Here is a 21,065-nt window from a genome sequence, read left to right on the forward strand (position 1 = left end):
TGTACTTTACACGGTAACTTTCACTTCTTCAATCCGCGCACTCTTTACGCTCAATATCTCGTACACGGCATTTTCGATCTCTATTTGTTCTCCTTCTTCAGGAATATCCTCGTTATAATACAGGATTAATCCGGCTAACGTTTCGTATTCCTCGTCTTCCGGCAGTTCCAAATCATACTTTTCATTCAAATAATCCACTTCCAAACGACCGGAAAAGATAAATTCATTCGGACTTAATTGCTCTTCTTTCAAATTCAAACGATCGTGTTCATCCTCTATCTCCCCGAAAATTTCTTCCATGATATCCTCTATCGTCACCATTCCGGCAGTAATCCCAAATTCATCCACGACCACGGCTACACTTTTCTGCTCCTTCGTGAAAAGATTCAACAATCTCAATGCCGACATGGTTTCGGGCACGATCAGGATCTTACTCACCGCTTTCTTCACGGTCTCCGGGTGATGAAACAGTGCCGAGGAATGCACGTAACCAATCACGTTATCAATAGAATCCCGATAAATCAATATCCGGGAAAGCCCTGTTTCCACGAATCGGTTCCGCAACTCGTCCAGACTGCTGTCTATGGGCAAAGCCACGATATCCGGACGCGGCACGATACATTCCCGTAACTTGATTTCCGAGAAATCCAAGGCGTTACGGAACAACTTGATATCATGTTCATCCTCGTTCTCCACGCCGGCAGTTTCCCCCTCCTCTATCAGGTTATTCAAGTCTATCTTGCCGAAAGCACGATTTTCCTCTTTCGCCAATTTACGCCCCGTGAATATCCGCAACAACAGTCCCCCGAACCATACCGAGAAATAAGAAATCGGGAAAAACAGGATATAAAAGATAAATACAGGTATTGCAAAAATACGAAGAAACAAATTCGGACGCAACCGGAACACCGCTTTAGGCAAAAACTCGCCCGATACCAACATAATTAAAGTAGAGATTAAGGTTACCAGTATCAATCTCAATCCCAATGAAATACCATAACTTTCCAAACGAGGATCAAGGTAATCGGACATAAAAATACCATACACGACCATTACCACGTTATTACCCACCAGTATCGTGGTAATATACATTCCTGAATTGGATATAAAAAGGTCTATCACCTTCTGCGTGATACCCTTATTCGATTTATCAATCTCTATAAGCAACTTATTGGATGCCATGAATGCAATCTCCATTCCAGAGAAGAAAGCAGACAACACCAGACAAATTAATATAGCTACTAATACTGACATTTAAGGCTGTTGTTTTTCTACAATTACCCCGGTCACTTTATTAAAGACCGGATTCCGTAACGATTGGTCGGACTTGAATCCGTTGTTTCCCTCGATAATATTCTCGTCTGCCGTTAATCGGGAATAGCGGTCGGAGTAAACGATCTCCTTCTTCATATCCCAATAAAGAAGCTCCGTTTCCAACTTCTCACCCTTATCATTAATCACGACAACATCATCACGCAATTCCCACAGCATCTCCTCTTCCAATTTCTTCGCGTATTTCGAAGTGATGGAACCGATCATCGTTCCGTCTTTCTCGTACAACTCGGCATGAATCCCTTTCGGGAATTCATCATATTTCTTGTTTTCCTCGTTATACTTGTTATAAAGCGGTGTCGTTACCCGATATTTCAGTCGTGCGGAATCGGAATAAAACAATTCCATGTTTTCCCCTGACATTTCGGGTAATCCCGCCCGTGTATTGATAGCGTTGACCTCCTTGATGTCCGTTTTGCACGAGAAAAGCATTACCGCCCCAAAAACAAGGGCGGTAATGCTTCTTATCATTATTCCTAAAGCACGATATCGAAATATCATATATTATTCTTTAAATCTAGCTGTCGTTGTTTCATTAATCCAACCACCAACTTTAACAGTTGCACCTGACGTGATAGAACGGAAGAATGCATCTTCTTTCGACGGGAAGTAAACAGAATACTTGGAAATAAACTCATTCGCCTTTTCTGCAACTGAAGGATCAACTTGTTTTGCCTTAGTAAATTTATCTACGGCAGCCCAGAATACAGTACGTTTCTCAAATTCATCTCCCTCGTAACTGTTGCTGGCAGAAGCATAAGCCAAACCGATAGTCAGATAAGCCTGTCCCAAGTTCGGATTACTCTTCAAAGCTGCCAAAGCATATTTCTTTGCTTGCTGGTAATCTCTTTTGGTAGATAGATACACCTGAGCCAAATTCAAATTATAATCGGCACGATCCGTTTCGTTATCTGTTTTGTCAATTGCTTCTTTCAAGTATTGTTCGAATTTGGGAATATCATTCTTACGATAAAACATAATAGCCAAACCGTAAGCAGCTTCAGCACTCGGCTCCTTGTGATAAATACTTTCCGCGATAGTAGCGTACAACGGTAAATCCGTACAATCTTGCTTTTTCAGCAATTTGTAAATATCTTTCAATACACTCAGACTATCTTTGTTTGCCTCGTACTTTTTAACCAACAAGTCGTTTAAAGTCATGCAGTCTGCCAATCCGGAATCAATAAACATGGCTTCCAGATTTGCCTTACATACCAGATAATCATCACAGCCTTTTTCTCCCGAACTAGCTTGCTTATCCACGAAATCGGCAAAATCAATATACAAGTTGATAAAATCATCCTTTGTCAGTTGATTTTCCTTGGCTAATGCACACGCTACTTGAAATGTCATGTGAACTTGCATAGGAGGAACATCCTTTTCCAACTCGTATGACTTCATCATATTATGGAAAGCATCTTTAATCATGTTTATGTCGCCATTAGCATACTTGAATTGGGCCATACCTTTTTTCCCCAATACAATTCCTTCCTTATTGTTGGGATTATTCTTCATGTATTGGTTACGGCGATCAAAAACCATCATCAAAGTATCCACGTATTCCTTCTTCTTGGTCTTTCTAATCATATACTCCATGATCACCTCACCGCGTACGTAAGTATTCAACTGAAATGCCGGAGCATTCAAGAACACGTATCTCCAAGGAGCTAAAGCCTCCTCGAAATTTTTCTGTTTAAAATATTCTGTGTAAAGAGAGGCATTCAAAATGGTATTCGCGCTATCCAGCCCAAATTTAGACTCCAACGTTTGCGCCTTCGTCCCGATAGTGAATAAACACATTCCTAATGCCAGTACAGCAATTTTTTTCATGGTCATCCCTTTATTTTAAGTTATAGTTCGAATTAGTATTTTTCATCACAGCATGTGTTCCAACTTGAACACGTTTGCAAAATTACCACTATTTTTCAAATACGGAAATCTATCCTTAATTTTTCACTGCCTATTAACCGTTTTTGATATTCTAAAACTCTGTTTAAACCTAAGTTTACCAGTTTATCCTCAAAAAAGACGGATCTATTCAGTGTTTTTTTCAAATATTCACTTCCTCCCCCAGTAATAATCACCACAGCATCGGGATTATCACGGTAAATCTCATCTATATAACCTCTTATTTCAAAAAGTGTACCATTCATCACGCCGTTCAAGATGGCATCATGTGTATTTTTCCCTATATAGCCGTGATTCACATCACATTTCACCAACGGCAGACTCACAGTGAACTCGTTCAAGGCACGGAAACGAATCCCCAACCCCGGGGAAATATTCCCACCTCGAAATTCCCCATCCGCGCTCACGAAATCATACGTGATAGCCGTTCCCGAATCGATAATCAATAATTCCTTTCCCGGAAATAACACGACACCCCCCACGCACCCGGCTATCCGGTCTACGCCTAAAGTCTTCGGCGTATCGTATCCCAATCTGATTGGCAAATCCATTTCCGGCGACATCTCGCAGAAAAAAGTAGAAACACTCTTCAAATGCTCCCGTACTTCTTCGGATATTGCTCCCGTGCTCGACAAGATCATATTCACTTCCTGCCCCCGGTGCAAATAAGCGGACGCCAATTCGTATGCTTCCGGCACGCCCATGCCGCAAACAACCCAATCCCCGTCATCATAAACGGCGTATTTGGTACGCGTATTTCCTATATCAACGATCAGATTCACTAATTTCCCATTTTATAGTTTATCACTTTCAACTTTCATAAACGTACTCCCAAACCTCCCGGATAATCGCCGACACTTTATTAATATCCTTTATATCCGTGAAAATCAGACTCAATTTATCATTCTTTTCACTCATCTTGCAAGGAATAACTTGTTTCTGCACGAATTTAAGCAATTCACTGAAAACCGGCGAAGCATAGAACGGAGAATCTTGATCACTGATAAAATAAACGACCATTTTATTATTCTTCACCATCAGACGCTCTATACCCAAATCGACACATCTCTGACGAATCCGCACAACCTCGACTAACCCGCTAACCTTTGAAGGTATTTCCCCGAACCGATCCCGCATCTCGATCTCGAAACGCTGTAAGGCACTCTCGTCCGTGATATTATCCAACTCCCGGTATAAACGAATCCTCTCGCTCACGTTTTCCACGTAAGTATCCGGTATCAATAAAGCGAAATCCGTATCAATCACGCAATCCGTCGTGAAAGCCGTCGGCTCGTCAGCCTGCTCTTTCTGCAATTCCGGAAATTCCTCATCCCTCAACTCCAACAATGCCTCGTTCAGAATACGCTGGTAAGCCTCGTAACCGATTTCCGCTATAAAACCCGATTGTTCGCCACCCAATATATTTCCTGCCCCGCGGATATCCAAATCCTGCATGGCAATATTGAAGCCGCTTCCCAACCCGCTATAATCCTCGATAGCTTTCAACCGCCTTCGGGCGTCCGCATTCACCAACTCCAAAGGCGGGGCCAACAAGTAGCAAAAGGCCTTCCGGTTAGAACGCCCTACCCGTCCGCGTAATTGATGCAAGTCACTCAACCCATAGTTTTGTGCCTGATTAATAATAATCGTATTTGCATTCGGGATATCTAATCCCGACTCTATAATAGTCGTCGCTATCAACACATCGTAATCCCCCCGGACAAAATCGTGCATCACGGTTTCCAACTCCTCGCCACTCATCTGCCCGTGCCCCACGCAACTTTTAATACCCGGGATCAAACGATGAATCATATATTGTATATCCCGGATATTATCCACCCGGTTATGAATAAAAAAGACCTGTCCGCCACGGCTCACCTCGTACGTTATAGCATCTTTGATAATCTTCTCGTCAAACCGGTGCAATTCCGTCACAATCGGATAGCGGTTAGGCGGCGGAGTCCGTATAATCGACATATCCCGGGCTCCCATCAACGAGAATTGCAACGTACGCGGGATCGGCGTTGCCGTCATGGTAATCGTATCCACGTTCAATTTCAAACGCTTCAACTTCTCTTTCACCGCCACCCCGAACTTCTGCTCCTCGTCCACGACCAACAGTCCAAGGTCTTTAAACTTCACGTCCAGACTTGTAAGACGATGAGTTCCTATAATAATATCCACTTTCCCCGCTTCCAGATCTTTCAAAATCCGTTTGATATCCGCACTCTTCTTCATCCGGCTGATATACTCCACCCGACAAGGCATTCCCTCCAAACGCTTTTTAAAAGTATTGTAATGTTGATAAGCCAACACGGTCGTCGGCACAAGTACCGCCACCTGCTTGCTGTCCGCAACCGCCTTAAATGCCGCCCGGATAGCGACTTCCGTTTTCCCGAAGCCGACATCCCCGCACACCAGACGATCCATAACGTGAGGTTTCTCCATATCCTCCTTCACCGCCTGAATCGCCTTCATCTGGTCGGGAGTTTCCTCGTACATGAAAGAAGCCTCCAGTTCATCCTGCAAAAAACTGTCTTTTGAAAAAGCATAAGCCTCCTCTCTACGACGTTTAGCGTACAAAGCGATCAATTCCCGGGCAATATCCTTCACCCTTGATTTCGTACGCTGTTTCAGCTTATTCCATGCCTCGCCGCCTAATTTACTCACGGCAGGCGGCTCGCCGTCCTTCCCCTTGTATTTGGAAATCTTATGCAAGGAGTGCAGGCTCACGTACAACTCGGCGTTATTCTTGTATACCAAGCGTATTGCCTCCTGCTCCCTACCGTCATTATTTATTTTTGTCAATCCCCCGAACCGTCCGATTCCATGATCTATATGAACCACGTAATCACCGGGATGCAGGTTTTGCAATTCACTGATCGTGATCGCTTCCCGTCCCTTGCGTATCTGGGTGGTCTTCAAACGATATTTCTGGTAACGATCGAAAATCTGGTGTTCCGTGTACACGCATATCTTGACATCGGCATCACTAAATCCCTCGTGTACCGTACCGTCCACCGGGACAAAATTAACCGCGTACCCTTTATCCGAGAATATATCCCTCAATCGCTGCAACTGCATGTCATTCGTCGAACAAAGATAAATGGAATAACCATTCTGTTGCTTATCCGACAAATGTTCCGCCAGCAAATCAAACTGCTTGTTCACCGCGGGTTGCACCTCTGCCTCCAGACGAAGTACATCTCCCCGGAAATAGAGTTCCGGTCCCCATTCGATCACGCTGTTGCTCTCGATCGAGTGAAACAAATCTCCGGCATCAATCAACACATTCCCGGCATCTTCCTCCCTCAACGTGTTAATTCGATCATGAACCAGCAACGAATTTTTCATCCACCACGTGGTATCCTTCCCCAAAAATTCCATCAAACCCACGCTCTCGTCCTTCCCCGTCGCCTCGCTCAAATCGGGAACAATCACCACCCGATCGATCAATTGCTCCGACAACTGCGTTTCCACGTCAAAATAACGAATGCTTTCTACCTCATCCCCGAAAAAATCTATTCGCACGGGACGTTCCTCCGCGAACGAATAGACATCCACGATACTTCCCCGGATTGAAAACTGCCCGGGTTCATACACGAAATCACTCCGCTCAAACCCGTACTCGGAAAGCAAAGATTCAAGAAAAGAAATAGATAATTTCTCCCCCTTGGCAACCGGCATCGACATATCCGCGAGCACGGTCTTACTGACCACTTTTTCAGCCAACGCCTCCGTGTAAGTCACCACCATACTCACCTGCTTTGCCGTTAAAGCATTTAATACTTCCGTACGAACCAGAATAGAATCATTATCCTTATCCTCGAAATTACCGACCCGACGATAGGAAGAAGGCAAGAAACGCACGTTCTCCTCGTCAAAGAAAGTCAACAGGTCATTATAAAAATAGGCTGCCTCCTCCTTATCGTTCATCACGAACAATTGAAGACTCTTCATCTCCTGCTCGACACTAGCGGCAACAAACGAAACAATCGACCCGATCCCGTTTTCCAGTTTTATCTTTATTCCCGGGCGTTCGCTCAAACGCCGGGTAATCTTCCGGACAACAGGATGCGCCTGAAAAAGTTTCAATAACTCCTTTGCTTCCAAATTTCTTCCTCTTTATCAAAAAAACGGCATACCTTTCAGCACACCGTCTTTCTATTTGTCTATATATTCCTTATCATATAATCAACATGGCATCTCCATACGTGCCGAATCTATACTTCTCCTTGACAGCAACATCGTAAGCCTCCATCACATGTTCATATCCCCCGAAAGCGGCTACCATCATCAACAAAGTAGAATAAGGCAAATGGAAATTGGAAATAAACGCATCCGGCACACTGAAATCATACGGCGGAAATATAAATTTATTCGTCCAGCCGTCAAACTCCGTCAACCGTCCTTTCGTCGTCACGCAACTCTCCAGAGTACGCACGACAGTTGTTCCCACGGCACATATTTTATGCTTCTCGTCTTTCGCATCATTCACGATCTTCACGGTTTCCGGCCCCACGATAATTTGCTCCGAGTCCATCTTATGCTTTGTCAAATCCTCGACATCCACTTCCCGGAAATTACCCAAACCTACATGCAACGTGATATAAGCGAAATCAATACCCCTGATCTCCATACGTTTCATCAACTCGCGGCTAAAATGCATCCCAGCAGTGGGAGCGGCAACAGCCCCCTCGTTCTTGGCAAAAATAGTCTGATAGTTCTCGGCATCCTCCGGCTCCACCTTCCGGTTGATAAACCGGGGAAGCGGAGTTTCGCCCAACGCGTACAACTCCTTTTTGAACTCGTCATACTCCCCGTCATACAAAAAACGCAAAGTTCTCCCGCGGGAAGTTGTATTGTCAATCACCTCTGCCACCATACTATCATCTTCCCCGAAGTACAGCTTATTACCGATACGAATCTTCCGCGCCGGATCAACCAGTACATCCCAGATACGTAATTCCGGGTTCAACTCTCTCAACAGGAATACTTCAATCTCCGCACCTGTCTTTTCCTTGTTTCCATATAGCCGAGCCGGGAATACCTTGGAGTCGTTAAACACGAACACGTCTTTTTCATCGAAATGATCAATCACATCCTTGAAAATCTTGTGTTCAATCTTTCCGGTTTTTCGATCCAATACCATTAAACGAGCCTCATCCCGATTCTTAGCCGGATGCAAAGCGATTAACTCCGGCGGCAACTTATATTTAAACTTTGATAGTTTCATGCTGAACAATTTTATATATTAACCAAATCCTGCTAAATTACAAATTTTCTCCTAAAATTCCAATAATTTCATCCATTTTAAATCCGTCTTCCACCCGAAAGTCCCCTACACGAGTCCTTCTTAAAGCGGAAAGATGCGAGCCGCTCCCGCAAGCTTTACCCAAATCGTGTGCCAAAGAACGGATATAAGTCCCCTTGCTGCAAACAATCCGAAGCTCCACTATTGGAAACTCCACTTTCAATATTTCAATCTCCCTCACGGTCACTTTCCGGCTTTTCATTTCAACCTCGTCCCCCCTGCGAGCCATCTCGTAAGCACGGACCCCGTCGACACGAACCGCCGAATAAGAAGGTGGGAATTGTTCTATCTCCCCGACAAACTGACGAACAGCTTGCTCTAGACATTCCCGATCGACATGTGTATACGGAAATTCCGCATCAAAAGATGTTTCCAAATCATAAGAAGGCGTCGTGTGCCCGAAAGTTATTTCCGCCACATACTCCTTCTCCTGCCCCATGTACTCCTCTATATTCTTTGTTTCTCTCCCCACGCAAACAATCACAACTCCCGTCGCCAATGGGTCCAGCGTCCCCGCGTGTCCCACCTTGATTTTCCCGTACCCTTTACGCAGGCAGATGCGAATCTTGTTTACCACATCGAAAGACGTCCAACGCAACGGTTTATCCACCACAAGGACAGCCCCCGCCCGAAAATCATCTCCCTCTCTAAAACGTATATTTCCCCACTCCTTCATTATCCCAATACAATCGTCAATATACCGGCAATCGCGCAATAAATCGCAAACCAGATCAATTTACCCTTCTTCACGATATTGATCATCCAACGGCATGCAATGCATCCCGACACGAAAGCGGCAACAAACCCTACCAGCAAAGAAACCGTGGAGATTCCGCTTTGAGAAGCACTGAATCCGCCTTTCATCAAATCAAGAAATGCCTCTCCCAGAATAGGGATTAACACCATTAAAAAGGAGAATTTCGCCACCGCTTCTTTTTTATTTCCCAACAGGATACCCGTGGCAATCGTCGAACCGGAACGGGATAAACCCGGCAACACGGCACAAGCCTGAGCGATTCCGATCACGAAAGCATCCATAAATGATATTTTCTCCTTCACTCGCGGTTTGGCATAATAAGCAAATGCCAACAACAAAGCGGTCACCAACAACATGCAACCGACAACCAATAACCCGGAACCGAATAGCTCTTCCACGTAATCTTTAAAACAAAAACCCACGATAGCCACCGGAATCATTGAAAGAAAAATCTTCAACACGTAGGCCATCTCATCGTTATACTTGAAAGTAAAGAATCCTTTGAAAAGTATTGAAACCTCTTTCCACAAGACCACAATCGTACTGCAAACCGTTGCCGCGTGCACCGCCACGGCAAACGTCAGATTCTCCTCTCCCTGTAAGCCAAATAAGGCACTAAATATCTGCAAATGTCCGGAACTGCTTACCGGTAAAAATTCTGTCAATCCTTGGATCACTCCAAGAACCAATGCCTGAAACCACTCCATTTATTAATTGAAAATTGAAAATTGAAAATTGAAAATGCACGCACACTCAATACTCAATTTATATTAATACTATTTCTCCTCTTTTTCCTTGGACTTCCGCATGATTGCCCAAAACACGAAACCGAAACCGAACAGCACAACGATCGGGGCTAACGTGATTCTTCTGAAACTAAAGATATCGTAATTAAACGTTTCGGGAGAATCCGCTCCCCCACCCATCATCAACAGGAATCCGACTACAACAATACCGAATCCGATAAGAATCATCTTGTAATTTTCTTTCGGGATAGGGAATCCGTCTTTTTTTTCGTTTAAAATTCTTGCCATATACTTTATTTTAATTTACGCGTACAACGTGTTCAAATCCTTGTTCAAATATCGCCGCACCGAGAACCATGCCGAGAAGAACGACAACAGCACCCCGGAAAGCATCACGAATCCGACCATAACGACAATGACATCCATGTGCATGATATTAATCACTTTACTCACTTTCTCCTGCACGACAAATATAGCTCCCAATAAAATCAGGTTAGCAATCAACGCACCAAAGAATCCCCGCCACATGCTGCCATACACGAAAGGCTTGCAAATAAAGAACGGCGTCGCCCCGACCAATTGCATTGTCTTGATCAACAATCGCTGGGAATACACCGCCAAATGAATCGTGTTACGAATCAACGTGAACGAGATCAACACCAACACAGCACCCACGATCAAAAACAGCAAGGTAATGCGATGAATATTCTCGTTTATACTCTCTATCATGGATTTCTGATAATATACCTCGTGGATAATATCAAACCGGGCTAACCCCTTCTCGATCACAGCCAACGAATCATTATTCGCGTATTCGGGATTCAACCTGATCTCTATTGACGGCAACAAGGGATTTCCTCCCAATATAGCCTCGAAATCTTCCCCCATCTCCTTTTTAAAAGATTTCGCAGCCTGTTCTTTCGTGATATAAGTGGAAGAATAAACAAAAGGACGGGTATCCAAAATCTTCTGCACCCGCTTGATCTCCGCCTCATTCGTGTTGTCTTTCACGATAACGGCAAAGCCGATATTCCGCCTCACGTGATCTGATATTAACCGGGCATTCAACAAAATAAACACAAGCATACCCACCACGATCAGCACTAGAGAAATACTGATCGTGGAAACAAAATATGAACCTTTTCCTCTTTTGCTTCCTGTACCTGACATTGTTTTTGTCTTAAAAACTCGACAAATATAATCATTCTACTCCCGAGAACAATCAATTCAAGAAAAAAATCATCACAACTCTTCATCTCATCCCCGAATAACTCCATGAATAACAGATTTTAAGAAATCAATTAAAAAAATCTGCCGCATTTTCTCCTAAAACCTTTTGCACGTATTAAAAATTGCCCTATATTTGCAATCGCAAAAATGGAAAGCGTTCCTGTCAAATTTTGCAAGCAATTATGCGAAAATAGCTCAGTTGGTAGAGCATAACCTTGCCAAGGTTAGGGTCGCGGGTTCGAGTCCCGTTTTTCGCTCCAAGTTGCTCGAGTGGTGGAATCGGTAGACACGCGGGACTTAAAATCCCGTGGCCATTGCGGCTGTGCGGGTTCAAGTCCCGCCTCGAGTACACGGAATTTTAGAGAGTTAGCATCAATTGCTAACTCTTTTTTTTATACAATCTCTATCTGCTGAACTTCAATAATTCACCACTAAATCATAAATAAAATTAGAAAGGTGTTCAACAACACTTGTCAAACACCTTCTATACACTTATTTTAGTATTCTCACTTATTCTCGAAGACAATCTTGTCATCCTTCACGTCTACCACGATACGGCTGTCCCGCGACACCTCCTCCGCCAATATTTGCTTGGACAACTCATTCAGCAAAGTACGCTGTATCACCCGTTTCACGGGGCGGGCACCGAATTGCGGATCATATCCGGCTTCGGCAAGCCATTCCACGGCTTTATCCGAAATCTCGATAGCGATACCGTTATTCCCCAGCATCTTCTTGACTCCGTTAAACTGCAAACGCACGATATCCACTATCTCGGACTTCTTCAACGGGGCAAACATCACGATCTCGTCAATACGATTCAGAAACTCGGGACGAATCGTCTGCTTCAGCATCTCGTAAACCTCGCGATTTGTCTTCTCTAACACCTCATCCCGGTTATTCTCGTCAATACCTTTCAGTTTATCCTGAATAATATGCGCGCCGATATTTGAAGTCATGATGATAATCGTATTCTTGAAATCGACCACCCGACCTTTATTATCTGTCAAACGACCGTCATCCAACACTTGCAACAAGATATTGAACACGTCCGGGTGCGCCTTCTCGATCTCGTCGAGCAACACCACGGAATACGGTTTCCGCCGAACAGCTTCCGTCAACTGTCCGCCCTCGTCATATCCCACGTATCCGGGAGGCGCCCCGATCAACCGGGACACGGAATGACGTTCTTGGTACTCGGACATATCTATACGGGTCATCAATGACTCGTCGTCAAACAGGAACTCCGCCAATGCCTTCGCCAACTCGGTTTTTCCGACACCCGTCGTTCCCAAAAAGATAAATGAACCGATCGGTCGTTTGGCATCCTGCAACCCGGCACGATTCCGTCGTACCGCATCAGCTAATGCCGCGATCGCCATTTCCTGACCAACCACCCTCTTGTGCAATTCATCCTCCAGATGCAATAACTTCTGCCTTTCACTCTGCATCATGCGGCTCACCGGAATCCCCGTCCATTTAGAAACCACGGCGGCAATATCATCCTCCGTCACCTCTTCCCGGATCAGCGATTCCCCGTGCTTCATATCCGCCAGCTTGGCTTTTACCTCCTCGATTCTCGCCTCCGCCTGCTTGATTTTACCGTAACGCAACTCGGCAACTTTACCGTAATCGCCTTCGCGTTCAGCACGACTAGCCTCGAACTTGTACTGCTCTATCGCATCCTTATTCTTCTGTATCTCGTCAATCAAGGATCGCTCGGACTCCCATTGAGCACGCAATTTCGTGCGTTCTTGGTTCAAATCCGCCAATTCCTTCTGAATCTCGTCCAATTTCTTACTTTTGCCATCCCGCTTGATCGCCTCTTTCTCGATCTCCAACTGCTTGATCTTACGATCCAACTCGTCAATCTCTTCCGGCACGGAATTCATCTCCAACCGCAGACGGGCAGCCGCCTCGTCCACCAAGTCAATCGCCTTGTCGGGCAAAAAACGATCGGAAATATACCTGTGCGACAACTCCACGGAAGCAATAATCGCATCATCCGTGATCCGCACTTTATGGTGATTCTCGTAACGCTCTTTCAAGCCACGCATAATACTGATCGCGCTCATCACGTCCGGTTCGTCAATCATCACCTTCTGGAACCGGCGCTCCAACGCCTTGTCCTGCTCGAAATACTTCTGGTACTCGTTCAGCGTCGTCGCACCTATCGCCCGCAAATCACCTCTTGCCAATGCCGGTTTCAGTATATTCGCCGCATCCATGGCTCCGTCGGATTTTCCCGCGCCGACCAAAGTATGTATCTCGTCGATAAACAGTATAATTTCCCCCTCGGAAGACAACACTTCGTTAACCACGGCTTTCAATCGCTCCTCGAACTCCCCTTTATATTTTGCCCCGGCAATCAAGGCACCCATATCCAAAGAATAAATATTCTTGGATGCCAGATTCGAGGGCACATCCCCGTTCACGATACGTTGCGCCAATCCCTCGGCAATAGCGGTCTTACCCACACCCGGTTCACCAATCAGAATCGGGTTATTCTTCGTTCTCCGCGACAATATCTGCAACACCCGGCGTATCTCGTCATCCCGCCCGATCACCGGGTCGAGTTTCCCGTTTCGGGCACGTTCATTCAAATTGATAGCGTACCTTCCCAAGGCATCGTAATTATCCTCCGCCGATTGGGAATTTACTTTCGACCCCTTCCGCAACTCGTTGATCGCTTCCCGGGTTTCTTTCTCGGTCATACCCGCGTCCTTCAACATACCGGACACAGGATCTTTCACCGACAACAAGCCTAAAAGAATATGCTCCAATGAAACATATTGGTCACCCATCTCTCCCGCCAGCTTCGCGGCTTTCTCCAGCACCTTGTTCGCCTCGTCGGACAAATAGGGGGAACCTCCCGATACCTTCGGGTAAGCATCCACGATACGGTCTAACGCCGCGACAACATTCCGACTATTAATACCCAATTTATTAAAAATAAAAGTGGTGATATTTTCGCCCTTCTCCAGTATCCCCTTCAACAAGTGACCCGTCTCGATCGCCTGTTGACCTTTTTCCTGCGCCAGCTGCACTGCTGCCTGCACCGCCTCTTGCGACTTAATTGTATAATTATTCATGTTCATAGTCTCAATCACTCCTTTCTGCGTTAGAAATTACAAAGTATATACCGAAACTCACGCCCAAAAGTTTCACGATTGAAATATGAAATCAACAAACGTCACATCTCACTGATAATCAAGAAATAAAAGAAGCGTCAGGAATTTTTCCATTTCGAGAAACACTTCCCCGTGAACCCCCACGTCTGTCATTTTGTCTTTAAAAATACTAATTATTATGTCAAAATGTCTTTTCTTTCCACATCCTTAACGTCTCCCCGAAAGGCGGATAAGCAATCCCCCGCTCCGTGATAATCGCCGTGATCAAATCAGCGGAAGTCACGTCAAAAGCCGGGTTATACACCTTCACGCCTTCGGGCGCCATTCTCCGAGCATACCATTTCTCCGTCACCTCCTCGCGAGCACGCTCCTCGATCTCGATCTGTTCACCCGTGGGACATCCCATGTCTATCGTTGAAGTAGGTCCTAACACGTAAAACGGGATATCGTAATATTTCGCCAATACCGCTACCCCCGAAGTACCGATCTTGTTCGCCGTATCACCGTTGGCTGCCACCCGGTCACACCCCACCAGCACGGCCTGTACCCGCCCCTGCTTCATCACCGTTGAAGCCATATTATCACAAATCAAAGTGACATCCACCCCGGCCTTCTGCAACTCGTAAGCCGTCAATCGGGCTCCCTGCAATAGAGGACGAGTTTCATCGGCAAACACGGAAAAGGCATATCCCCGTTCTTGTCCCAAGTAAATCGGCGCCAAAGCCGTCCCGTACTCGGACACCGCCAAATGCCCCGCGTTACAATGCGTGAGCAACCCCATCCCCGGGCGCAGCAACGACAACCCCCACTCCCCAATTCGCTTGCAAGCCACGGCGTCTTCTTCCCGGACAGCCTCTGCCTCCTCCCGCAATACCCGCTTCCAGTCCTTTACCCCTCCTTCCCGATGCCGCAATAACCGGGCTTCCATCCGGTCTAACGCCATAAACAAATTCACCGCCGTGGGACGAGAGGACTCCAGATACTTCTTTACCTTCACGAACTCCCGATAGAAACTCTCGAAATCCGTCACCTCCACTCCCTGCATCAACACGGCAACCCCGTAAGCCGCTGCCACCCCGATAGCCGGGGCTCCCCGTACCTTCAACGAATAAATCGCCTCCCAAATCTCCTCCGCCGTCTTCAACGCCAGATAAACCTCCCGGTTCGGCAAGCACGTCTGATCCAAAATCACCAAAGCGTTTTGCCCGTAATCCGCCCGAACGGTTAGCATCGTAAACAAATTTCCCATATCCAATAGTTTTCCGGATTTCTTTACTTATCAACTTCTTTAAACTTGTCAACAAAGGTATCCAAATTCTGAATCAAATAATCATCTTTTGCCCGGTAAAGGAGATTTCGTTCAGGCTTGAAAAATTGCCGTACACCGATAATAACATTCCTCTCCCCGATTTCAACCAAATGAAACGGTTCATGCACATCTTTCACCCCCGTCACCGTATGTCGTTTTGAAATAAAATAACGAGCATCCTCCTCCTTGGACATATTATCCCTCGTCAACACATAAAATGTCGAATCCGTATCAAAAATCACCCCACATCTACTACTTAATACAAAAGCAGGATAGACAAGCTGCCCGAATTGGTATATATTATCCAATTCCAGCAACACACGCCCACTCCCATCCCATTTCTTATAAAAAATATGATATTTATTATTTTGATAATAATACATGAATCCCTCTGATACCTTATCATGATCATCTTTCGGCCTGTATATCTTATTCGCTAACACCTTATTCACCAAAAAAGAAACTTTCCGGTTCAGAACCTTATCTATTTTCGCCCTGTCCAAAGAAGTTTCAGTATGAGGCCCCCAGTAACGAGTCTCAAATGTAGTATCTCGTTGTTCCCTTAAAACTCTTTCCTTGTTCTTTATTCCATATCCTATCAGTTGAAGCGTTTTCGTCGCGTTATACGTTTTCGCCTCCAAGTTAAACAAAAGGGTATCACCCGTACTTCCTCGTCTGCACTGAAGTTTATACCGGGGAACAATATCGTCCACGTAACTATGTTTAAAACTTAAAATAATCGGCTGTCTATAATCCATTTCTCTTGAAAGTATCTCTACCAACTGACCGATAATTAGAGCCTTAAACCTTTCCTCGTGTCGATTAAAACCAAATTGATACCACACCTCCACGTTCCCGTATTTGTTTGTCATTATCAGATCCGAATGTCCCCAAACCGGCTTCATCACACAAAGTAACAAAATCAGCACAAAACAACCTTTCATTTTACCTCTTTCCATATTATCATTCATCTCACTATAAACATTTTAACTGTAAAGTTATAAATTTTCCTTCACATCTTGATAATTTAAATCATAAAAGGAAAGAGGGAGCCTTTCGACTCCCCCGTTTACCTACATTATTTCACGACCACCGTGAATACCGAATCAAGAGCGTAAGTGTATCCTTCGTTCGACACCCGAATATTAATCACGTACCGCCCGGGTGGTACGGTGTGATTCCACGGCAACTCGATAATGCTTTTTCCTTGCATCGTGAATTGATCGGCAACCTCGGGATGAGCGCTATTTATACTCTTGATGGAGTAGTGAATTGGTGCGGTTCCTTGCACCCCCTCGATGGAAGTGCTTTGCCACGGTATTTGAAACTCTATCTGCCTCGCGTCCCAATCGGGGTCAAGTTCCGCTTTAACGATCATACTGTCCGATTGATACACGGCATCCCTCGTTTCCAAGTACCCGACCGTCACGTCATGACATCCTGCCTGTACCAACAGCAACAGTCCAAAAATCAATACATATACCTCTCTCATAATTTTCAATTTTGCATTTTCAATTATTACAGTTGTGTTCAGAGAAACAAGAAATGTGATTGTAATCTATTGAATAATAGATTTTTGAAGAAGAAGAGTATAACAATGGGTAACGATATAGAAATGAGCAAACTACTTTGGTCTACTGAGTTTTTCCATCGCTTCAAATAACTCTATTACAAAGATATAAATAATAATCTAATTGTGTTGCTGAATAAAATATTTCTTTCTTTGTAAAATACGCTATCATGCTCAAATTTTAAGTGCAAAATGCAATTCGATGAATTTTGATTCACTTTTACACTTAATCATCTCACAAATAGGCATATCTTTGTGAGAAAATAAATGTATTGATATGGTAGAATTACGTAAAATTGAACATGTGTCACCTCATATAATATGTGAATTAGCAAATAACTATAAGATTGCTATAAACTTACGTGACATATTTCCTCATCCATACACTCATGATGATGCCGTTGCTTTTATTGAATTAGCTACAACAAGGGGCATTAGGAGATGTTTTCGGTATCTATGCTGAAAATGAGTTTGTCGGTTGTTGTAGTTTAATCCCTCAAAATGATGTTTATAGAATTAATGCAGAAATAGGATACTGGATTGGCGAACAATATTGGAGAAATGGATATGCAACAGAAGCAGTTAAACAATTAGTTGCAATAGCTTTTAATCAATTAGGTATCAATAGAGTATATGCAAATATTTTTGAATATAATGTCGCATCAATGAGGGTATTAGAGAAAATTGGATTTGAGAAAGAGGCAATTGTTAAATTGTCCGTCATAAAAGAAGGACGAATATTTAATGAATACATATATAGCATTATGAATATATGAAAGATGAAGCAATAAAACATATAATTAGCAGGTGTAATCTAAATGAAATAGTTGATATACTGTCCGATAAATTGAGTGGTTCAGAGTTAAACTCTTTGCTATTGGAGGTGTTTGACAGGCGTACCACAAAAGAAACACCATCTTCCTTATTGAGTAAATACAGTAAAAACAAATTGGCTAAACCTGCACAATTAGATTTTCTGGAATTTAAAGAGGAAGAATTGGAATGCTGTAAAATAATTGCGAATAACAACTATGAATTAATTGAGTTATCTCCTGTTACTCAATTAGGTACAAGTAGTGTAATGGCAACAGTAAATCAAAAAAAAGTTCTTACAGCACTAAGAAACACGGAAGTTCAGTCCGACCCAACAAATGCAATAGCTTTGCATTATGCTTCATTAAAGAAAAGTAATGAACTGTCTGAGAAAACATATAATTTTGGTAATGTATCAAGAGTTATAAGAACTCAGGTTTTCTCAAACCCAAATTTTACACCTCATTTTCCTCTTTTGTGCCTAATTTCGTGCGGTATGGATACGGGTAGTTTTGAATTTGAAAGAACTGAATTACATAAACATTTAGCCATAACACAGAAGGTCTGCAAAGAAGTCTTTGGGTTTGAAAATATATTCTTTGAAATTATACCCTGCAAAGGATATGATGAAAAAAGTCAATTGGTATCAGATACCTTATTTTATAATAAAAATAGCGGTTTGGATATTCGTATTGCCAAATTAGATTCACACAATAATTATTACTACGGCATTAGAATTAAAGCTAAGATTATTATTAATGGGGTAGAACATGAAATAGGTGATGGAGGATTACTTAACTGGACTCAAAACTTATTGGCAAATAAAAAAGAACGTATGCTCACAATGGGGATAGGGATACAATTATTGCACTTATTTAAGAAACACGCAAGAGATTTATCAAGAGCACAAAATCTTCTTTAAAACAAAACCCGCTGATTTTTCGGGGTGTACCCGTCAAGAATAGGGGACAAAACCGCTTCAAAGCCGGTACAAAGCCGGTTCAAAGACGCTCGTGAACGTCTTTGAAACGTCTTTGTATCGAAGGTGAAACGTCTTTGTTCCCTTATTACTCCCTTATCTCCACGTGTTCTCTCTTGATTTACATCGAGTCTTCACGTTATCCCGTCCTGAAAAAGTTTACCGTAAACTTTAGTAAACCTACATCAGCACTATCCAGAATATCTTATTTCATTGAATCTTCTCCAAGTTCACTATTTTCACTCCAAAGAAACATCGCGAAATTTCAAGTGAAAACATTTACGATAGTACCACATCCCGACAATATCAGCCAAGAACCAGCCGACAGGCACCGCCCACCAGATACCCACCACTCCTATTGCCGGAATCGCAGACAAGACATAAGCCAAGACGACACGGGTTCCCAGCGAAATGACCGTTAAGACTACGGACATTCCCGGCTTTCTTATCCCCCGATAGAAACCGTATAACAAGAACAGACAGCCGATGCCACAATAGAAAGCCCCCTCGACACGCAGGTATTGAACCCCGATCGCGATAATCTCGGACTCTGTCGCCGGGACAAAAATAAGCATCAGAGGACGGGCGAAAATGAACACGAGCAAGGAAATAAAAAGACAAAACAACATTGTCGAAATGACCGCCACACGGATTCCCTCCCGGATACGCTTCGTCTTCCCGGCTCCAAAGTTTTGAGCGATGAAAGTTGAAAAAGCATTACCAAAATCCTGAACGGGCATATACGCGAACGAATCAATTTTCACCGCCGCAGCGAATGCCGCCATGACAGCGATCCCGAAACTATTGATTAAACCTTGCACCATCAGAATACCGAAATTCATCACGGATTGCTGCACGCAGGTCAACGAGGAATAAACGGCAATCTCCTTTACTGTCGCCCATTTCATCCGCATATCCTGACGGCGGATTCGAAATTCCGGGAATTTCTTTATCGCGTAAAGACAGAGCCCGACTCCCGACACGGCTTGAGCGACGACGGTAGCCCATGCCGCACCGCGAACACCCCAGCCAAACAAAAGAATAAACAACAAGTCAAGAACAATATTCAACACAACAGCGACAGCCAAGAACCATAACGGCACAACCGAGTTACCGATGGCACGCAACAGGCAAGCATAATAATTATAAATAAAAGTGAAACCTATCCCCCAAAAGATAATCCACAGATATTCCCGCATCAACGGGTACACGTCTTCCGGCACCTGCAACAATCTCATGATAGGATCAATCCAAACAAAAGCGATAATATTCAACAACAAAGTGACAGCCCCTATCAATACCAAGGCAACAAAAGCACTACGTTTCATCGCTTCCTTATTTCCCGAACCGTACTGAAGCGAAAAGACTACCCCGCTTCCCATGCACAACCCTAAAAGTACCGAAGTCAAGAAGATCATCAAGGCGTACGCGGAACCCACCGCCGCCAAAGCGTTTGCCCCGAGGAATTGCCCCACGATCAGGGTATCCGCGATATTATATAATTGTTGTAATAGATTGCCCAGTATCATGGGGACGGCAAACCATAATAATCCAAGAGATATATTGCCGGCTGTCAAATCACGAACCTCTTTTTTTATACCAATTGCCATACTCCCTTCCGAATACCGTTAATACATTTTTTTCAAGTTTCCCACAAAAGAAAAACCCTCTCAATCATTCGATTCAGAGGGTTTTCTTTCGATTTTTTTGTACCCAGGGCGGGAATCGAACCCGCACGTCTTTAAGGGACACTGGATTTTGAGTCCAGCGCGTCTACCAATTCCGCCACCTGGGCTTGAAGACGGGGACAAAAGTAGTGCTTTTCTGTCAAACTCCAAATATTATGACGTTTTTTTTACGAAAAAATGTCATAATATTTTTCAGCCCGGTATACGGCAGGATTCGGTTTTTCGATGAAAACGGGGCAAGATATAGTATAAGTCGATGTATTTTAACTACATTCGCGATAACGATAT

17 protein-coding genes and 3 tRNA genes are annotated in these 21,065 nt (G+C 44.0%); 4 read left to right on the top strand and 16 right to left on the bottom strand.

Features of this window, described 5'->3' with window-relative positions; all coding sequences use genetic code 11:
* Positions 1-6 precede the first annotated feature (6 nt).
* From Q5866_RS02300 to Q5866_RS02345, 10 genes are all read right to left on the bottom strand, one after another.
* The gene (locus Q5866_RS02300; protein ID WP_303178527.1) at positions 7-1,254 is read right to left on the bottom strand and encodes a hemolysin family protein; all 1,248 of its coding nucleotides are present in this window, start codon (positions 1,252-1,254) and stop codon (positions 7-9) included.
* Positions 1,255-1,833 (bottom strand): LPS export ABC transporter periplasmic protein LptC, encoded by a 579-nt coding sequence (gene lptC, locus Q5866_RS02305; protein WP_303178529.1) that lies wholly within the window; start codon positions 1,831-1,833, stop codon positions 1,255-1,257. It lies immediately after the preceding gene.
* A gap of 3 nt (positions 1,834-1,836) precedes the next feature.
* Positions 1,837-3,162, bottom strand: coding sequence for a lipopolysaccharide assembly protein LapB (locus tag Q5866_RS02310; RefSeq protein WP_255469384.1), 1,326 nt, complete (start codon positions 3,160-3,162; stop codon positions 1,837-1,839).
* Between the two features lie 95 nt (positions 3,163-3,257).
* The gene (locus tag Q5866_RS02315) at positions 3,258-4,022 is read right to left on the bottom strand and encodes a type III pantothenate kinase (RefSeq protein ID WP_186974711.1); all 765 of its coding nucleotides are present in this window, start codon (positions 4,020-4,022) and stop codon (positions 3,258-3,260) included.
* Between the two features lie 28 nt (positions 4,023-4,050).
* Complete coding sequence (gene mfd, locus Q5866_RS02320; protein WP_303178531.1) at positions 4,051-7,353, bottom strand: transcription-repair coupling factor; 3,303 nt, start codon at positions 7,351-7,353, stop codon at positions 4,051-4,053.
* A gap of 73 nt (positions 7,354-7,426) precedes the next feature.
* On the bottom strand, positions 7,427-8,476 hold the full coding sequence (gene queA / locus Q5866_RS02325) for a tRNA preQ1(34) S-adenosylmethionine ribosyltransferase-isomerase QueA (protein WP_186974713.1): 1,050 nt from the start codon (positions 8,474-8,476) through the stop codon (positions 7,427-7,429).
* A gap of 37 nt (positions 8,477-8,513) precedes the next feature.
* Complete coding sequence (gene truB, locus Q5866_RS02330) at positions 8,514-9,230, bottom strand: tRNA pseudouridine(55) synthase TruB (RefSeq protein ID WP_186974714.1); 717 nt, start codon at positions 9,228-9,230, stop codon at positions 8,514-8,516.
* Positions 9,230-10,018, bottom strand: a complete 789-nt coding sequence (locus tag Q5866_RS02335; protein WP_099291124.1) for an undecaprenyl-diphosphate phosphatase — start codon at positions 10,016-10,018, stop codon at positions 9,230-9,232. The genes truB and Q5866_RS02335 overlap by 1 nt, the downstream gene beginning before the upstream one ends.
* Before the next feature lie 69 nt (positions 10,019-10,087).
* Positions 10,088-10,345: a DUF3098 domain-containing protein gene (locus Q5866_RS02340; protein ID WP_099291125.1), complete on the bottom strand. Its 258-nt coding sequence runs from the start codon at positions 10,343-10,345 to the stop codon at positions 10,088-10,090.
* A gap of 15 nt (positions 10,346-10,360) precedes the next feature.
* Entirely contained in the window at positions 10,361-11,227 is an 867-nt protein-coding gene (locus Q5866_RS02345; protein WP_186974715.1) for an ABC transporter permease, read from the bottom strand.
* 244 nt (positions 11,228-11,471) lie between these two features.
* Here Q5866_RS02345 and Q5866_RS02350 point away from each other — a divergent pair.
* Positions 11,472-11,547, top strand: a tRNA-Gly gene (locus Q5866_RS02350).
* A 4-nt stretch (positions 11,548-11,551) separates the two neighbouring features.
* Positions 11,552-11,636, top strand: a tRNA-Leu gene (locus tag Q5866_RS02355).
* Between the two features lie 157 nt (positions 11,637-11,793).
* Here the strand turns inward: Q5866_RS02355 and clpB are convergent.
* From clpB to Q5866_RS02375, 4 genes are all read right to left on the bottom strand, one after another.
* Positions 11,794-14,385, bottom strand: a complete 2,592-nt coding sequence (gene clpB / locus Q5866_RS02360; RefSeq protein ID WP_227216884.1) for an ATP-dependent chaperone ClpB — start codon at positions 14,383-14,385, stop codon at positions 11,794-11,796.
* 214 nt (positions 14,386-14,599) lie between these two features.
* A complete protein-coding gene (mtnA, locus tag Q5866_RS02365) occupies positions 14,600-15,667 on the bottom strand; it encodes an S-methyl-5-thioribose-1-phosphate isomerase (protein WP_303178536.1) in 1,068 nt (355 codons plus the stop codon).
* Positions 15,668-15,690: 23 nt separating this feature from the next.
* Positions 15,691-16,698, bottom strand: a complete 1,008-nt coding sequence (locus Q5866_RS02370) for a hypothetical protein (protein ID WP_303178538.1) — start codon at positions 16,696-16,698, stop codon at positions 15,691-15,693.
* Between the two features lie 107 nt (positions 16,699-16,805).
* Entirely contained in the window at positions 16,806-17,219 is a 414-nt protein-coding gene (locus tag Q5866_RS02375; RefSeq protein ID WP_303178540.1) for a hypothetical protein, read from the bottom strand.
* A gap of 530 nt (positions 17,220-17,749) precedes the next feature.
* Here Q5866_RS02375 and Q5866_RS21065 point away from each other — a divergent pair.
* Both Q5866_RS21065 and Q5866_RS02380 read left to right on the top strand, forming a co-directional pair.
* Positions 17,750-18,073: a GNAT family N-acetyltransferase gene (locus tag Q5866_RS21065; RefSeq protein ID WP_227216936.1), complete on the top strand. Its 324-nt coding sequence runs from the start codon at positions 17,750-17,752 to the stop codon at positions 18,071-18,073.
* Positions 18,070-19,032 carry a hypothetical protein gene (locus tag Q5866_RS02380; protein WP_186974720.1) on the top strand — a complete coding sequence of 321 codons (963 nt, stop codon included), beginning with the start codon at positions 18,070-18,072 and terminating at the stop codon, positions 19,030-19,032. Before Q5866_RS21065 ends, Q5866_RS02380 begins: the two co-directional genes overlap by 4 nt.
* Before the next feature lie 296 nt (positions 19,033-19,328).
* On the opposite strand, the gene Q5866_RS02385 is transcribed toward Q5866_RS02380, so the two are convergent.
* Together Q5866_RS02385 and Q5866_RS02390 are read right to left on the bottom strand one after the other, a co-directional pair.
* Complete coding sequence (locus Q5866_RS02385; RefSeq protein WP_227216880.1) at positions 19,329-20,699, bottom strand: MATE family efflux transporter; 1,371 nt, start codon at positions 20,697-20,699, stop codon at positions 19,329-19,331.
* Between the two features lie 100 nt (positions 20,700-20,799).
* Positions 20,800-20,884 (bottom strand) — tRNA-Leu (locus tag Q5866_RS02390).
* Positions 20,885-21,065: the final 181 nt, after the last annotated feature.

The sequence above is a fragment of the uncultured Butyricimonas sp. genome (assembly GCF_959596855.1).
In the GTDB taxonomy this organism is placed as follows: Bacteria; Bacteroidota; Bacteroidia; order Bacteroidales; family Marinifilaceae; genus Butyricimonas; species Butyricimonas muris.

Coding starts and splice junctions, on each gene's coding strand:
- Q5866_RS02370 (WP_303178538.1), bottom strand. CDS start 16,698: ATGAATGATAATATGGAAAGAGGTAAAATGAAAGGTTGTTTTGTGCTG.
- clpB (WP_227216884.1), bottom strand. CDS start 14,385: ATGAACATGAATAATTATACAATTAAGTCGCAAGAGGCGGTGCAGGCA.
- truB (WP_186974714.1), bottom strand. CDS start 9,230: ATGAAGGAGTGGGGAAATATACGTTTTAGAGAGGGAGATGATTTTCGG.
- Q5866_RS02340 (WP_099291125.1), bottom strand. CDS start 10,345: ATGGCAAGAATTTTAAACGAAAAAAAAGACGGATTCCCTATCCCGAAA.
- Q5866_RS02380 (WP_186974720.1), top strand. CDS start 18,070: ATGAAAGATGAAGCAATAAAACATATAATTAGCAGGTGTAATCTAAAT.
- lptC (WP_303178529.1), bottom strand. CDS start 1,833: ATGATATTTCGATATCGTGCTTTAGGAATAATGATAAGAAGCATTACC.
- Q5866_RS02300 (WP_303178527.1), bottom strand. CDS start 1,254: ATGTCAGTATTAGTAGCTATATTAATTTGTCTGGTGTTGTCTGCTTTC.
- mtnA (WP_303178536.1), bottom strand. CDS start 15,667: ATGGGAAATTTGTTTACGATGCTAACCGTTCGGGCGGATTACGGGCAA.
- Q5866_RS02310 (WP_255469384.1), bottom strand. CDS start 3,162: ATGAAAAAAATTGCTGTACTGGCATTAGGAATGTGTTTATTCACTATC.
- Q5866_RS02375 (WP_303178540.1), bottom strand. CDS start 17,219: ATGAGAGAGGTATATGTATTGATTTTTGGACTGTTGCTGTTGGTACAG.
- Q5866_RS02345 (WP_186974715.1), bottom strand. CDS start 11,227: ATGTCAGGTACAGGAAGCAAAAGAGGAAAAGGTTCATATTTTGTTTCC.
- Q5866_RS02385 (WP_227216880.1), bottom strand. CDS start 20,699: ATGGCAATTGGTATAAAAAAAGAGGTTCGTGATTTGACAGCCGGCAAT.
- queA (WP_186974713.1), bottom strand. CDS start 8,476: ATGAAACTATCAAAGTTTAAATATAAGTTGCCGCCGGAGTTAATCGCT.
- Q5866_RS02335 (WP_099291124.1), bottom strand. CDS start 10,018: ATGGAGTGGTTTCAGGCATTGGTTCTTGGAGTGATCCAAGGATTGACA.